This is a genomic window from Pseudomonas sp. Leaf59, assembly GCF_920984685.1.
GTDB lineage: Bacteria > Pseudomonadota > Gammaproteobacteria > Pseudomonadales > Pseudomonadaceae > Aquipseudomonas.
On sequence record NZ_CAKLBR010000009.1, the window covers coordinates 143422 to 158207 of the forward strand.

Here is a 14786-nt window from a genome sequence, read left to right on the forward strand (position 1 = left end):
CCTTGATGGTTGATCACCTGATTGCATTTGCCACTGCCCACTATCTGCTCGTGGGTGCTTTCGTCATCCTGCTGGCGCTGCTGATCGCTCACGAGATGAGCCGTGGTGGCCGCAGCTTGAGCACGTCGGAGCTGACCTCGCTGGTCAACAAGGACGAGGCCGTCGTGGTGGACATTCGCCCGGCCAAGGATTTCGCCGCCGGCCACATCGTCGGTGCTCTGAACATTCCTCAGGACAAGCTGATCGCGCGCCTGCCCGAGCTGGAAAAGCACAAGGCCAAGACCATCATTCTGGTCGATGCCCAGGGCCAGCACGCCGGCACCCACGCTCGCGAAATGCTCAAGCTTGGTTTCACCGCCGCCAAGCTGTCTGGCGGTATCGGCAGCTGGAAGGCCGATAACCTGCCGCTGGTGAAGTGATATGAGCCAGGTTGTCGTGTATTCCAGCGATTGGTGCCCTTACTGCATGCGGGCCAAGGCCTTGCTGGAGAAGAAGGGCGTTGCCTTCGAAGAGATCAAGGTCGACGGCAAACCCCAGGTGCGCGCCGAAATGGCCCAGAAGGCGGGGCGCACGTCCGTGCCGCAGATATGGATCGGCGCCAAGCACATCGGTGGTTGCGACGACCTGTTTGCCCTTGAGCGCGGCGGCAAGCTCGATGCGCTGCTCGCCTGACTCCCAACCCCTAACAGCCCCAAGATCAAGGACCTGCGATGACTGACCAACAGAACACCGAAGCAGCAGAAGCCCAAGGCCCACAATTTTCGCTGCAGCGCATCTACGTGCGTGACCTGTCGTTCGAAGCGCCGAAAAGCCCGGCCATCTTCCGTCAGGAATGGACCCCAAGCGTTGCGCTGGACCTGAACACCCGTCAAAAGGCGCTGGAAGGTGACTTCCATGAAGTCGTGCTGACCCTGTCGGTTACCGTCAAGAACGGTGAAGAAGTGGCCTTCATCGCCGAAGTGCAACAGGCCGGTATCTTCCTGATCCAGGGCCTGGACGAAGCGTCCATGAGCCACACCCTGGGCGCGTTCTGCCCGAACATCCTGTTCCCGTATGCCCGTGAGACCCTGGACAGCCTGGTTACCCGTGGCTCGTTCCCGGCGCTGATGCTGGCTCCGGTGAACTTCGATGCGCTGTACGCGCAAGAGCTGCAGCGCATGCAACAGGAAGGCACGTCGACCGTTCAATAAGTCGATGCTGTAAAAATGTGGGAGGGGGCTTGCCTCCGATTGCAGTGGGTCAGCTACAGATAAGCTGGCTGATCCACCGCTATCGGGGGCAAGCCCCCTCCCACATTTGTTATGTGTGTTATTTGAAACCGAGTTGGCGCCAGCCTTCGTACACGGCGACGGCTACGGTGTTGGACAGGTTCAGGCTGCGGCAGCCCTCGCGCATCGGCAGGCGCAGTCGATGACCCTCGGGCAGCGCGTCGAGCACCTCGGCCGGCAGGCCACGGCTTTCCGGGCCGAACAGGAACGCGTCGCCGTCGGCAAAACTGGCATCATGGAAGGGCCGCGAACCCTTGGTGGTGAACGCGAACAGCCGGGGGTGGCCCAGGCTTTCCAGGCAACTGGCAAGGTCGGCATGGCGCTTGAGCGTGGCGTACTCGTGGTAGTCCAGCCCGGCGCGGCGCAGGCGCTTGTCGTCCATGTCGAAGCCCAGAGGCTCGATCAAATGCAGGTGGCAGCCACTGTTGGCGCACAGCCTGATAACGTTGCCGGTATTCGGCGGAATTTCTGGTTGAAAAAGGATGACGTGAAACATGCACGGCTCCGAAGGCAAAGATGCGCTGCATTCTACCCCTGAAGACGATCCGAGGCCGAAGCTATTGCCGCGTGTGATCGGCTCTTTGGCCATTGTCGGCTTGATGGTGGGGTTGATGATTGGTCGCCTGACCATTCCGGACCCGGTGGAGCTGCTGCGGGTGGAGACTGTCGCTGATGGCGTCGTGGTGTGGTTCAACCGCGAACCCAAGCTGCATGGCGAACACATCGACGGCACCGTGGCACTGCTGTTCGGCGCGCAGGGCAAGTCTGCCGGAGGGCAATTGCAGGTCAATGAAAGTCTGGTGAACTGGCGCGTGCGCAAGACCGATGGTGGCCTGCTGCTGAACCTTGTGTCAGCTCGGCCGTTGCGCGGGGAGTGGAAGGGCGAGTCGTTCGACGACCGCTGGCGGTTGGAGGTCCATCTCCAGGAGCAATAAAAGAGGGAGTTCCCGGCCTGCCTGTACCAGGGCTCCCAAAACGGGGTGAAGCCAGAGGCTTCGGTGTTAAAGAGGGGATTCTCGGCCTGCCTGTACCAAGGTCCCCGAAACTGGGTTGTACAAGGGTTACTGCAGGGCGCGTGCCAGAGTTTGCATGGTTTGCTAAAAACGTTTGCCATAAAGCGCAAAGCCCCGGAATACGGGGCTTTGGTGTTTTCAGCTTTAAACTTTTTTCAATGGGTCTGGTTTTTGGGCGCGGTGTTCATGCCCGATGCCGGTTCATGGTGCATTGAAGCGGTGCACGTTCCGAATGTGTATGCAGATCCAAATGTGGGAGGGGGCTTGCTCCCGATTGCGGTGTGTCAGCTAAAGATAAGCTGACAGAAACACTGCCATCGGGAGCAAGCCCCCTCCCACACTTGAACGGTGATGGATGCTGAAAAGTATCAGGCGTCATCGCCCTCGTCGTCGTCTCCACCGTCCACCTTCATGCCCAGTTCCTTGATCTTGCGCGTCAGGGTATTGCGTCCCCAACCCAGCAACACCGCCGCGTCGCGACGACGCCCAGCCGTATGCTTGAGCGCGGTTTCGATCATGATCCGCTCGAACGCCGGCACTGCACTGTCCAACAGGTTCGACTGGCCGCGTGCCAGCGCCTGGTCGGCCCATTGGCGCAGGGCCTGTTCCCAGTTGGTCACCGGGGCCGAATCCTGCGGCAGGCTCAGCAGTTCCGGCGGCAGGTCGCTGATATGCACTTCGCGCCCGGACGCCATCACCGTGATCCAGCGGCAGGTGTTTTCCAGCTGGCGCACGTTGCCCGGCCACGGCAGGTTCTTGAGGTATTCCTCGGTCTCGGTTTTCAGCAACTTCGGCTCAACCGCCAGCTCAAGGGCAGCGCGGCTGAGGAAGTGGCGCGCGAGGGTGGGGATGTCTTCGCGACGGTCCGACATGCGCGGAATATGGATGCGGATCACATTGAGGCGGTGGAACAAGTCCTCACGGAATTTGCCCGCATGCACCAGGGTTTCCAGGTTCTGGTGGGTCGCAGCGATGATGCGCACATCCACCTTGACCGGCGTGTGTCCGCCAACCCGGTAGAACTCGCCGTCCGCCAGTACGCGCAGCAGGCGGGTCTGGGTATCGGCCGGCATGTCGCCGATCTCATCGAGGAACAGCGTACCGCCGTCAGCCTGTTCGAAGCGTCCGCGACGCAAGTTGGCCGCGCCGGTGAACGCGCCTTTCTCGTGGCCGAACAGTTCGGATTCCATCAGGTCCTTGGGAATGGCGGCCATGTTCAATGCAATGAACGGCGACGCTGCTCGTGGGCTGTGACGGTGCAGGGCGTGGGCCACCAGTTCCTTGCCGGTGCCCGACTCGCCGTTGATCAGCACGGTGATGTTGGAATGGCTCAAGCGGCCGATGGCGCGAAACACTTCCTGCATCGCTGGCGCTTCGCCGATGATTTCCGGGGTGCGGGTCAGGGCCGGTGGCGCTTCCTGATTCTGCTGTTCCTGGGCGTGCTGGTTGGCGCGTTTGACCAGCGCCACCGCCTCGTCCACGTCGAACGGCTTGGGCAGGTATTCAAAAGCCCCGCCCTGATAGGAGGCGACAGCGCTGTCCAGGTCCGAATGCGCGGTCATGATGATCACCGGCAGGCGCGGGTGCTGCTCACGAATCCGCGCCAGCAGGTCCAGGCCACTGGCGCCGGGCATGCGGATGTCGGAGATGATCACGTCGGGCTGCTGACGCGCCAGGCGGCTCATGACGCCGTCGGCGCTGTCGAAGCTCTGGGTGGTCATGCCTTCCTGTTGCAGGGCTTTCTCCAGGACCCAGCGGATAGAACGGTCGTCATCGACGATCCAGACAGTTTCACTACGGCTCATGTCGATGGGGCTCCTTGTTCCAGTGGCAGAAAGATCGAGAACGTGGTGTGGCCGGGATGGCTCTCACATTCGATCAGGCCCTGATGCTGGCTGATGATGTTCTGGGTAATGGCCAGGCCCAGTCCGGTACCGTCCGGACGGCCGCTGACCATGGGAAAGAAAATGGTGTCCTGCAGGTCCGCAGGAATGCCCGGGCCGTTGTCGATGATCTCGACCTTGGTGACCAGGCGATGGCGTATGTGGCCAATGGTGAACTGGCGCAACGCGCGGGTGCGCAGGCTGATGCGGCCCAGGCGCAACTCGTTCTGGCTGCTGATGGCCTGCATGGCATTGCGCACGATATTGAGTACCGCCTGGATCATCTGTTCGCGGTCGATCAATACGTCGGGAATGCTCGGGTCGTAGTCGCGCACCAGCGTGATGCAGCCCTGGCTTTCGGCCTCGACCAGTTGGCAGACGCGTTCGAGCACTTCGTGCACGTTGGTCATCGCCAGGGACGGCAGCTTGTTGGAACCGAGCATGCGGTCCACCAGATTGCGCAGGCGGTCGGCCTCTTCAATGATGACGTTGGTGTAGTCCTTGAGATGCTCCTCGGGCAGCTCGCGCGCGAGCAACTGCGCTGCGCCGCGAATACCGCCGAGGGGGTTCTTGATCTCATGGGCCAGGCCGCGCACCAGCATCTTGCTGGTTTCCTGCTTGGACAGTTGGGCTTCTTCCTTGGTGATGCGCAGCAAGCGATCACGCGGGTGCACTTCCAGCAGCAGCAGAGTGGCGCCGTTGCTCAGGATGGGGGTTACGGCGTAGTCGACGGTCAGCGTCTGGCCGGTGAGGGCGGTGAGCATCGCTTCGCGCTTGGTAAACGGGTGTGCCTGCTCGACCGCCTGGCGCAACGAGCTCAGGGCTTCGGCGGACTCGGTGAACAATTCGCTGATGAACTGCCCATGGCTGCGCTGGCCGCTGATGGCCAGGAGCATCTCCGCCGCGGGGTTCATGTACTCAAGGCGCAAGTCGGCATTGAGCAGGATGGTCGCGGTGGTCAGGTTGTCGAGTAACAAACGGTGCAGTGCATCGCTGATGGTCATCAGGACCTCTTTTGGAGCAAGGCGCAGGCTTGAGGCACACGCTGATACAAGGAAAATGCAAAAACCAAACCAAGGCTCCGAAAAGAAGCGCGCAGGCCCTGAAATAGGGGGTTCAGGCGCGAAACTGTGGCGTTCTGCCAGCTTGAACGGGAAGTTTCGAACCAAAATGGGGTCGGCGAATGGGTAGGGTGCAAACTGTCGCACTAATATAGTGCGATTTTGTGAAGGTTGTTCAGGAAGGTGTCAGAGAGGGTCCTGAATGCATACAGTCCAATGTGGGAGGGGCAAGCCCCCTCCCACATTTTTAATCGGTTTACAGGCCTAGCCTTTGTAGATGCACAACTCGGCCGTGGCGCGGATCATCGCCAACTGGCGCAGCGGGTCGTTGAGCGGTTCATGCACGGCTTCGGCCAGCCATTGCGGGCACTGCGGATCCGTGCGCTGAGGGGTGAAATCAGCCAGTTGCTTGAGCAGGCTCTTTTGCAGCTCATCCAATTGCGGGCGGATTTGCTTGACCAGGTCAGGGCGCGGATCGTCGGGCGCCTTGCCCTGGAACTGCCAGTCGGACAAGTGGGTGTACTGCACCAGTTTGTTCGCTTCGATCTGTGCCGAGAAGAACTGCTCGGCGGCGGCAGGGTCGAGCTTGTAGCTCGGTGCCTGGGCGACAACGCTGGCGATCACTTCCTGCTCGCGCTTCCTGTCTTCCACAGGCTTGTGGCTGTCCCACTTGCTCAGGGCCACCTGGTCGGCGATCTCCAGACGCTCGGCGATGCTGTTGAGCAGCGGCTCAAGGGTGGGCGGCGCGGCACTGGCGGTGGCGCTGGCAAACATCAAGGCAAACAAAAAACGTACTTTCAAAGGTGATCTCCTTGTGGGAGGGGGCCTGCTCCCGATGGCGGTGGGTCAGGTTATACAGGTATTGCCTGACACTCTGCCATCGGGGTATGCCCCGTCCCGCATTCTTCATGCTCAGGCAAAAAAAAGACCTCCGAAGGAGGTCTTTTTTCATCACGCCGCCTTAGGCGGCGCTACCGGATCAGCAGCTGTAGTACAGCTCGTATTCCAGTGGGTGTACGAAGGTGCGCACCTTGATTTCTTCAGCGCTCTTGAGCTCGATGTAGGCATCGATGAAGTCGTCGCTGAACACGCCGCCTTTGGTCAGGAACGAACGGCCCTTGTCCAGCTCTTCCAGGGCCTCTTTCAGGCTGCCGCACACTTGCGGGATTTCCTTGGCCTCTTCAGGCGGCAGGTCGTACAGGTTTTTGTCGGCGGCGTCGCCAGGGTGGATCTTGTTCTGGATGCCGTCCAGGCCAGCCATGACCAGCGCAGCGAAGGCCAGGTACGGGTTGGCTGCCGGATCCGGGAAACGTGCTTCGATACGGCGAGCGCGCGGGCTGGACACGTAAGGAATACGGATCGAGGCCGAACGGTTACGGGCCGAGTAGGCCAGCATCACCGGCGCTTCGAAACCTGGGACCAGACGCTTGTAGGAGTTGGTCGACGGGTTGGTGAAGCCGTTCAGGGCCTTGCCGTGCTTGATGATGCCGCCGATGAAGTACAGGGCGGTATCGGACAGGCCGGCATAGCCTTCGCCGGCGAAGGTGTTCTTGCCATCTTTGGCGATGGACAGGTGAACGTGCATGCCCGAACCGTTATCGCCGTACAGAGGCTTTGGCATGAAGGTCGCGGTACGGCCGTAGGCAACGGCGGTGTTGTGTACGCAGTATTTCAGGGTCTGAACTTCGTCAGCCTTGGCTACCAGGGTGTTGAACTTCACACCGATTTCGTTCTGGCCGGCAGTGGCCACTTCGTGGTGATGCACTTCGATGACCAGGCCCATGTCTTCCATGGCGTTGCACATGGAGGTACGGATTTCGTGGTCGTGGTCGAACGGTGGCACCGGGAAGTAGCCGCCTTTGATGCCTGGACGGTGGCCATGGTTGCCGCCTTCCACGTCCTGGTCGGACATCCAGGAGCCTTGCTCGGAGTAGATTTTGAACATGGAGCCGGAGATGTCGGACTTGAACTTCACTTGGTCGAAGATGAAGAACTCTGGCTCCGGGCCCACGAATACGGTGTCACCGATACCGGTCGACTTCAGGTATTCCTCGGCACGCTTGGCGATCGCACGTGGGTCGCGGTCGTAGCCTTGCATGGTCGAAGGCTCGATCACGTCGCATACCAGGATCAGGGTAGGCTCTTCGGTGAACGGGTCGAGGACGGCAGTGCTGTCGTCCGGCATCAGGATCATGTCGGAAGCTTCGATGCCTTTCCAGCCAGCAATGGAGGAACCGTCGAACATTTTGCCTTCTTCGAAGAAAGCATCATCCAGCGCGTCGCGAGCCGGCATGGTCACGTGGTGCTGAGTGCCTTTTGTGTCCGTGAAGCGCAGATCAATCCATTTAACGTCATGATCTTTGATGAGTTGAACCGACTTCGACATGGTGTCCTCCGGGTGGCTTCGGGCTGGGGTAGTGGAGTTAGCCCTTAGAATGTGGGTGATGCCGGCGCGGATAGTCCGCCATGGCAACCTGCCTCACAAGAGAGCAAATTGCATGCCAGTGCGCCAACATGGGTTTTGTGCTCCAAATGCGACCCTATAAAGGTGCATAACGACAAATGGCAAAAAGATGCGCACTGCAATGTAGCGTTGCCCGATGAAAATGCACGCATTTAGTGCGTGGCAAGTGCGGTGCATATTAACTGGTTAAACCTTGAGCGATTTCCGCTATAATCCGCGCCCCCCTTTTTCAGCAGGCCCGGCACGCGCTGTTTCCATGAAATTAATCGTAAAAGTCTTCCCTGAAATCACCATCAAGAGCCGACCGGTACGGATGCGTTTCATCCGTCAGTTGGCCAAGAACATCCGTGCCGTGCTCCGCGATCTGGACCCGGCTGTGGTGGTCAACGGTGTGTGGGACAACCTCGAGCTGGAAACCCGCCTGACCGACGCCAAAGCCCTGAAGGACATGACCGAGCGCCTGAGCTGCATGCCGGGCATCGCGCATTTCCTGCAGGTGGACGAGTACCCGCTGGGCGACTTCGATGACATCACCGAGAAGTGCAAACTGCACTTTGGCGATGAGCTGGAAGGCAGGATTTTTTCGGTACGCTGCAAGCGCGCCGGCAAACATCCGTTCAGCTCCATGGATGTGGAGAAATACGTCGGCAGCAAGCTGCGTCGCGAGTGCGGCGCGGCCGGAATCTCCCTCAAAGCGCCGCAAATTGAAGTGCGCATGGAGATTCGCGACCAACGGTTGTTTGTGATCCACAGCCAGCACAACAGCATCGGCGGCTACCCGCTGGGCGCCCTGGAACAGACCCTGGTGCTCATGTCCGGTGGTTTCGACTCCACGGTGGCGGCCTACCAGATCATGCGCCGCGGCCTGATGAGCCACTTCTGCTTCTTTAACCTGGGCGGGCGTGCACACGAATTGGGCGTGATGGAAGTCGCGCACTTTATCTGGAAGAAGTACGGCAGCTCCCAGCGCGTGCTGTTTGTGAGCGTGCCGTTTGAGGAAGTGCTGGGCGAAATTCTCGCTAAAGTCGATAACAGTCATATGGGCGTGGTTTTGAAGCGTATGATGTTGCGCGCTGCGTCCCGCATTGCCGATCAGTTGCAGATCGACGCGCTGGTGACCGGCGAAGCGATCTCCCAGGTGGCCAGCCAGACGCTGCCCAACCTGTCGCTGATCGACTGCGTGACCGAGAAGCTGGTGTTGCGCCCGCTGATCGCCAGCCACAAGCAGGACATCATCGACCTGGCCGAAGAAATCGGCACCGCCGATTTCGCCAAGCATATGCCGGAATACTGCGGGGTCATCTCGGTGAACCCCAAGACCCACGCCAAGCGCAACCGCGTGGAGTATGAAGAACAACAGTTTGATATGGCGGTTCTGGAGCGTGCGCTCGAGAACGCCAAACTGGTCCCGATCGATCGCGTGATCGACGAGTTGGGCCAGGATGTGCAGATCGAAGAAGTCAGCGAAGCCCTGGCCGGTCAGATCGTCGTCGATATCCGTCACCCGGATGCCGCCGAGGATGAGCCGCTGGAAATCGCCGGCATCGACGTACAAACGCTGCCGTTCTATGCATTGAACGCGCGTTTCAAGGAACTGGATAACAGCCGTCAGTACCTGCTGTATTGCGACAAAGGCGTGATGAGTCGCCTGCATGCCCACCATTTGCTCAGTGAGGGGCATGCCAATGTGCGCGTTTATCGACCGAGCTAAGAGCCCGGGGCTGTTTGCCTGTGGCCTGCGTCACCGGCCCCCCGACTCTGCCGTCAAGCTGTAACGGCAAGGCCTGACTCTACTGTTAATCGCTGCCACGACCTGTCAGCACACCGAATCCTCTGATCGAGATACACAAGTGATCGAAAATCTACGTAACATCGCCATCATTGCTCACGTTGACCACGGTAAAACCACCCTGGTAGACAAACTCCTGCGTCAATCCGGCACCCTGGAGCGCAACGAGCTCAACGACGAGCGCGTGATGGACTCCAACGACCAGGAAAAAGAGCGCGGTATTACCATCCTGGCGAAAAACACCGCAATCAACTGGAACGGCTACCACATCAACATCGTGGACACCCCGGGCCACGCCGACTTCGGCGGCGAAGTAGAACGCGTAATGTCGATGGTCGACTCCGTGCTGCTGCTGGTTGACGCTCAAGACGGCCCTATGCCGCAAACCCGTTTCGTGACCAAGAAGGCGTTCGAAGCCGGCCTGCGTCCGATCGTGTGCATCAACAAGGTTGACCGTCCAGGCGCGCGTCCGGACTGGGTTCTGGACCAGATCTTCGACCTGTTCGACAACCTGGGCGCCACCGAAGAACAGCTCGATTTCCAGGTGATCTACGCCTCGGCCCTGAACGGTATTGCTGGTCTTGACCACACCGACATGGCTGAAGACATGACCCCGCTGTACCAGTCGATCGTCGACAACGTACCGCCGCCGAAAGTTGACCGTGAAGGTCCGTTCCAGATGCAAATCTCGGCACTGGACTACAACAGCTTCCTGGGTGTTATCGGCGTTGGCCGTATTGCCCGTGGCAGCGTCAAGCCGAACACCCCGGTTGTGGCTATCGGCGCCGACGGCAAGAAGCGTAATGGTCGTATCCTGAAGCTGATGGGCCACCACGGTCTGCACCGCATCGACGTTGAAGAAGCATTTGCCGGCGACATCGTGTGCGTCAGCGGCATGGACTCGCTGTTCATCTCCGACACCCTGTGCCAGCCGGACACTGTCGAGGCGATGAAGCCTCTGACCGTTGACGAGCCAACCGTTTCGATGACCTTCCAGGTGAACGACTCGCCGTTCTGCGGCAAGGAAGGCAAGTTCGTGACCTCCCGTAACATCAAGGAGCGTCTGGACAAAGAGCTGCTGTACAACGTTGCACTGCGCGTTGAAGAAGGCGACTCGGCTGACAAGTTCAAAGTCTCCGGCCGTGGTGAGCTGCACCTCTCGGTACTGATCGAAACCATGCGTCGCGAAGGCTTCGAAATGGGTGTTGGTCGTCCGGAAGTGATCATCCGTCAGGTTGACGGCGTGAAGCAGGAACCGTTCGAAAACGTCACCATCGACACCCCTGAAGAATCCCAGGGCAAGGTCATGGAAGAGATGGGCCTGCGTAAGGGCGACCTGACCAACATGGTGCCGGATGGCAAAGGCCGTGTACGTCTGGAATACAACATCCCTGCTCGTGGTCTGATCGGTTTCCGTAACCAGTTCCTGACCCTGACCAACGGCGCTGGCATCCTGACCTCGATCTTCGATCGCTACGACACCATGAAGTCCGGCGACATGTCCGGTCGTCAGAACGGTGTTCTGGTATCGGTAGAAACCGGCAAGGCGCTGACCTACTCCCTGGAAACCCTCCAGGCGCGTGGCAAGCTGTTCGTTGAACACGGTCAAGAGATCTACAACGGTCAGATCGTTGGTCTGAACAGCCGTGACAACGACATGGGCGTCAACCCAACCAAAGGCAAGAAGCTCGACAACATGCGTGCTTCGGGCAAAGACGAAACCATCGCTCTGGTCCCACCTGTTCGCTTCACCCTGGAACAGGCCCTGGAATTCATCCAGGACGACGAGCTGTGCGAAGTGACGCCTAAGTCGATCCGCCTGCGTAAAAAGATCCTGGACGAAGGCGAGCGTACCCGCGCTGCCAAGAAATCCAAGAACTGAGTTAACTCAGGCTGAATAAAAACGCCCCCGGTCGAAAGGCCGGGGGCGTTTTTTTATGCCTGCAGTTTTGGTGGTGGCCGTACTGGCCTCATCGGGGGCAAGCCTCTTCCCACCTTTGAATGTGTTCACAGATCAAAATGTGGGAGGGGGCTTGCCCCCGATAGGGCCCTCAACAGCCCCACAAAACCCGAATCAGAACTTATCGAGGGTCTTGAACTTGGTCTCGCGCACCACTTCCTTCGGCTTGTACGCGCAGTACCCCGGCCGCGGGCCGATTTTCGGGTGGTTGCGGCAGGTATCCGGGCGCTTGTCATAAATAGTGCAGAAGCGCGTCTTACGATCCAGGTACAGGCAATCGTTGTTGCTCATGCGCTGCAGGGTAAAGATCTCGGATTTGTTGTTGTAGCGCTCCACGATGCCTTCCTTCTGCAACCGCTTGGCGATGTTCTTCGGCGGGTCACCGCGCTCGAATTCGTCGACGATGCCAATGCGGATCAGGTCCTTGATCTTCACCTCGACCGGCAGCGTGCAGCAGCTGGACACGCAGCCGCCGCACATGTGGGCGGAATATTTCTGCCAGGTTTCCAGACGGTCGAGTTCCGCGGCGGCGATCAGTTGAGGCTTCATCAGGGTTCCAGGGTGGGGCGGTAGCAGGGCGCGCGATCATACCGGGATTGGTGGTTTTTTGAACAATATTTTGCGGATTTCAGCCAAAAGGCACGCCTGAGCCAAAAGCGGGCACGGCGCCTGCATCAAATTCACCAAACCGTTAATGAGTTAAAAAACTGACGAACCGCAGCCGCTACCGTCTGTCAGACGGTCTAGGCTCTAGCAACTCCTTCTATCTCGCCCGAGGTCGCAATTGATGTCTCAGGAACCACTTGCACGAGAAGCAGAGGTAGCCGCATTTCGCGATGCCGTCTTGACCAAACTCACTTACGCGGTGGGCAAGGACCCGGATCACGCCTTCGACCACGACTGGTTCGAAGCCATTGCCCTGGCCGCCCGCGACCAGATGGTCGACCACTGGATGGACCACACGCGGCGTATTTACCGCAAAGGCCAGAAGCGGGTGTATTACCTCTCGCTGGAATTTCTTATTGGCCGCTTGCTCTACGACAGCTTGAGCAATCTGGGCGTGCTGGAGATCGCGCGCGACGCACTGGCTGAGCTGGGCGTCGACCTTGAGCGCATTCGTCTGCTGGAGCCCGATGCGGCGCTCGGCAACGGTGGCCTGGGGCGTCTGGCCGCGTGCTTCATGGAAAGCATGTCCACCCTCGGCATCGCCGGGCATGGTTACGGCATCCGCTACGAGCACGGCTTGTTCCGCCAGGCGATTGTCGATGGCTGGCAACAGGAGCAGACCGAACGCTGGCTGGATTTCGGCAACCCATGGGAATTCGAACGCGCCGAAGTGATTTACCCGATTGGTTTTGGCGGCAGCGTCGAAACCCTGCCGGATGCGTCCGGCAAGATGATCCAGGTGTGGACGCCCGGCGAAACCGTGCGCGCGGTTGCCTACGACACGCCGGTGGTCGGCTGGCGCGGTGCCAGCGTCAATACCCTGCGCCTGTGGCGTGCGCGCGCCGTTGAGGACTTGCACCTGGAGCGCTTCAACGCCGGTGACCACCTGGGCGCCGTCGCCGAAGTGGCCCGCGCCGAAAGTATTTCCCGCGTGCTTTACCCGGCCGACAGCACCGAAGCCGGGCAGGAACTGCGCCTGCGCCAGGAGTACTTCTTCGTCTCCGCTTCGTTGCAGGATCTGCTGCGCCGCCACAAGAACATGCACGGCTCGGTACTGAGCCTGGGCGAACACGCCGCGATCCAGCTCAACGACACTCACCCGTCCATCGCCGTGGCCGAACTGATGCGTCAACTGGTGGACCTGCACGACATTCCCTGGGAAGCCGCGTGGGACGTGACCGTCGAAACGCTGTCCTACACCAACCACACCCTGCTGCCTGAAGCCCTGGAAACCTGGCCGGTCGGCTTGATGGAGCGCATGTTGCCCCGGCACATGCAGATCATCTACCTGATCAATGCCCAGCACATCGACTCGCTGCGCGCCAAAGGCATCCACGATTTCGACGTGCTGCGCGCCGTTTCGCTGATCGAAGAAGACAACGGCCGCCGCGTGCGCATGGGCAACCTGGCGTTCCTCGGTTCCCACAGCGTCAACGGCGTATCCGGCCTGCACACCCAGTTGATGCGCAGCACCGTGTTCTCCGAACTGCACAAGCTCTACCCGGAACGCATCAACAACAAAACCAACGGCATTACCTTCCGCCGCTGGCTGTACCAGGCCAACCCCAAGCTCACGCAGATGCTGGTGGAAGCGCTGGGGCCGGACATTCTCGACACCATGGAAACCCGCCTGACGGAGCTTGAAACCTTCGCCGAGAAACAGGCCTTCCGCAAAGCCTTCGCCGACCAGCGCCTGCACAGCAAGCGTGCGCTGGCCGAGATCATCCATGAGCGCCTGGGCATTTCGGTCAACCCGGCGGCGATGTTCGACGTACAGGTCAAGCGTATCCACGAGTACAAGCGCCAACTGCTGAACCTGCTGCACACCGTGGCGCTGTACCAGGCGATCCGTGCCGAGCCGGGCACCGACTGGGTGCCGCGGGTGAAGATCTTCGCGGGCAAGGCGGCGGCGAGCTATCACCAGGCCAAGCTGATCATCAAGCTGACCAACGACATCGCGCGCACCGTGAACAACGACCCGACCGTACGTGGTCTGCTCAAGGTGGTGTTCCTGCCCAACTACAATGTGAGCCTGGCAGAAAGCATCATCCCGGCGGCGGACTTGTCGGAGCAGATTTCCACCGCCGGCTTCGAGGCCTCGGGCACCAGCAACATGAAGTTCGGCCTCAACGGTGCGCTCACCATCGGCACCATGGATGGCGCGAATGTGGAGATGCACGAGCAGGTCGGCGCCGAGCACATGTTCATCTTCGGCCTCAGCGCGCAGCAGGTGGAAGCCCGCAAGCACGCCGGTGAATTCAGCGCCGGGCCGGACATTGCTGCGTCCCATCGTCTCAACGACGTGCTGCAGGCCATCCGCGGCGGGGTGTTCTCGCCGGATGATCCGGGCCGCTACGTGGGCCTGATCGACGGGCTGATCGACTACGACCGCTTCCTGGTGTGCGCCGACTTCGATTCCTACTGGGACGCCCAGGCACGGGTCGAAGCGCATTGGCACGACTCCAAGGCGTGGTGGCGTTCGGCGGTGCTCAACACCGCGCGCATGGGCTGGTTCAGCTCGGACCGCACGATCCGCGAGTACGCCACCGAAATCTGGAAAGCGCTCGACTAAACGCTGCAATGCACAGTGCGGGAGGGGGCTTGCTCCCTCCCGCATTGGATCTGTTGCCAGACCATGAACTCTATTGCGCTTAAATCCTCTGATGAGAGGATTTAAGCCCC

Annotated in this window: 13 protein-coding genes; 7 read left to right on the forward strand and 6 right to left on the reverse strand. The window is 60.0% G+C overall.

The window, feature by feature from the left end:
- The first annotated feature begins 5 nt into the window (after positions 1-5).
- From LUB09_RS12390 to secB, 3 genes are read left to right on the forward strand one after another with little or no spacing between them, the layout of a single operon-like run.
- Positions 6-419, forward strand: coding sequence for a rhodanese-like domain-containing protein (locus LUB09_RS12390; RefSeq protein WP_003237494.1), 414 nt, complete (start codon positions 6-8; stop codon positions 417-419).
- 1 nt (position 420) lies between these two features.
- Complete coding sequence (gene grxC / locus LUB09_RS12395; protein ID WP_209987449.1) at positions 421-672, forward strand: glutaredoxin 3; 252 nt, start codon at positions 421-423, stop codon at positions 670-672.
- A gap of 38 nt (positions 673-710) precedes the next feature.
- Positions 711-1190: a protein-export chaperone SecB gene (gene secB / locus LUB09_RS12400; RefSeq protein ID WP_057008561.1), complete on the forward strand. Its 480-nt coding sequence runs from the start codon at positions 711-713 to the stop codon at positions 1188-1190.
- Positions 1191-1308: 118 nt separating this feature from the next.
- Here the strand turns inward: secB and LUB09_RS12405 are convergent, their stop codons facing one another.
- Positions 1309-1764, reverse strand: coding sequence for a tRNA (cytidine(34)-2'-O)-methyltransferase (locus LUB09_RS12405; protein WP_209987451.1), 456 nt, complete (start codon positions 1762-1764; stop codon positions 1309-1311).
- On the opposite strand from LUB09_RS12405, the gene LUB09_RS12410 reads away from it, so the two are divergent.
- Complete coding sequence (locus tag LUB09_RS12410; RefSeq protein WP_209987455.1) at positions 1763-2203, forward strand: hypothetical protein; 441 nt, start codon at positions 1763-1765, stop codon at positions 2201-2203. The genes LUB09_RS12405 and LUB09_RS12410 overlap by 2 nt on opposite strands.
- A gap of 446 nt (positions 2204-2649) precedes the next feature.
- Here LUB09_RS12410 and ntrC read toward each other — a convergent pair whose 3' ends face one another.
- The 4 genes from ntrC to glnA form a co-directional block, all read right to left on the reverse strand.
- On the reverse strand, positions 2650-4086 hold the full coding sequence (gene ntrC, locus LUB09_RS12415) for a nitrogen regulation protein NR(I) (RefSeq protein WP_057008558.1): 1437 nt from the start codon (positions 4084-4086) through the stop codon (positions 2650-2652).
- Entirely contained in the window at positions 4083-5168 is a 1086-nt protein-coding gene (glnL, locus tag LUB09_RS12420) for a nitrogen regulation protein NR(II) (RefSeq protein WP_003237475.1), read from the reverse strand. Before glnL ends, ntrC begins: the two co-directional genes overlap by 4 nt.
- A gap of 321 nt (positions 5169-5489) precedes the next feature.
- Positions 5490-6026 (reverse strand): chorismate mutase, encoded by a 537-nt coding sequence (locus LUB09_RS12425; protein WP_209987459.1) that lies wholly within the window; start codon positions 6024-6026, stop codon positions 5490-5492.
- Positions 6027-6204: 178 nt separating this feature from the next.
- Positions 6205-7611, reverse strand: a complete 1407-nt coding sequence (gene glnA / locus LUB09_RS12430) for a type I glutamate--ammonia ligase (RefSeq protein ID WP_057008556.1) — start codon at positions 7609-7611, stop codon at positions 6205-6207.
- A 334-nt stretch (positions 7612-7945) separates the two neighbouring features.
- Here glnA and thiI point away from each other — a divergent pair, with 334 nt between their 5' ends.
- Together thiI and typA are read left to right on the forward strand one after the other, a co-directional pair.
- Positions 7946-9400 carry a tRNA uracil 4-sulfurtransferase ThiI gene (thiI, locus tag LUB09_RS12435; RefSeq protein ID WP_209987462.1) on the forward strand — a complete coding sequence of 485 codons (1455 nt, stop codon included), beginning with the start codon at positions 7946-7948 and terminating at the stop codon, positions 9398-9400.
- A gap of 139 nt (positions 9401-9539) precedes the next feature.
- Positions 9540-11360 carry a translational GTPase TypA gene (typA, locus tag LUB09_RS12440; protein ID WP_057008554.1) on the forward strand — a complete coding sequence of 607 codons (1821 nt, stop codon included), beginning with the start codon at positions 9540-9542 and terminating at the stop codon, positions 11358-11360.
- Positions 11361-11552: 192 nt separating this feature from the next.
- Here the strand turns inward: typA and LUB09_RS12445 are convergent, their stop codons facing one another.
- On the reverse strand, positions 11553-11987 hold the full coding sequence (locus LUB09_RS12445; protein WP_024072902.1) for a YkgJ family cysteine cluster protein: 435 nt from the start codon (positions 11985-11987) through the stop codon (positions 11553-11555).
- Between the two features lie 238 nt (positions 11988-12225).
- Here LUB09_RS12445 and LUB09_RS12450 point away from each other — a divergent pair, with 238 nt between their 5' ends.
- Positions 12226-14676, forward strand: a complete 2451-nt coding sequence (locus LUB09_RS12450) for a glycogen/starch/alpha-glucan phosphorylase (protein WP_209987464.1) — start codon at positions 12226-12228, stop codon at positions 14674-14676.
- The last annotated feature ends 110 nt before the right edge of the window (positions 14677-14786 follow it).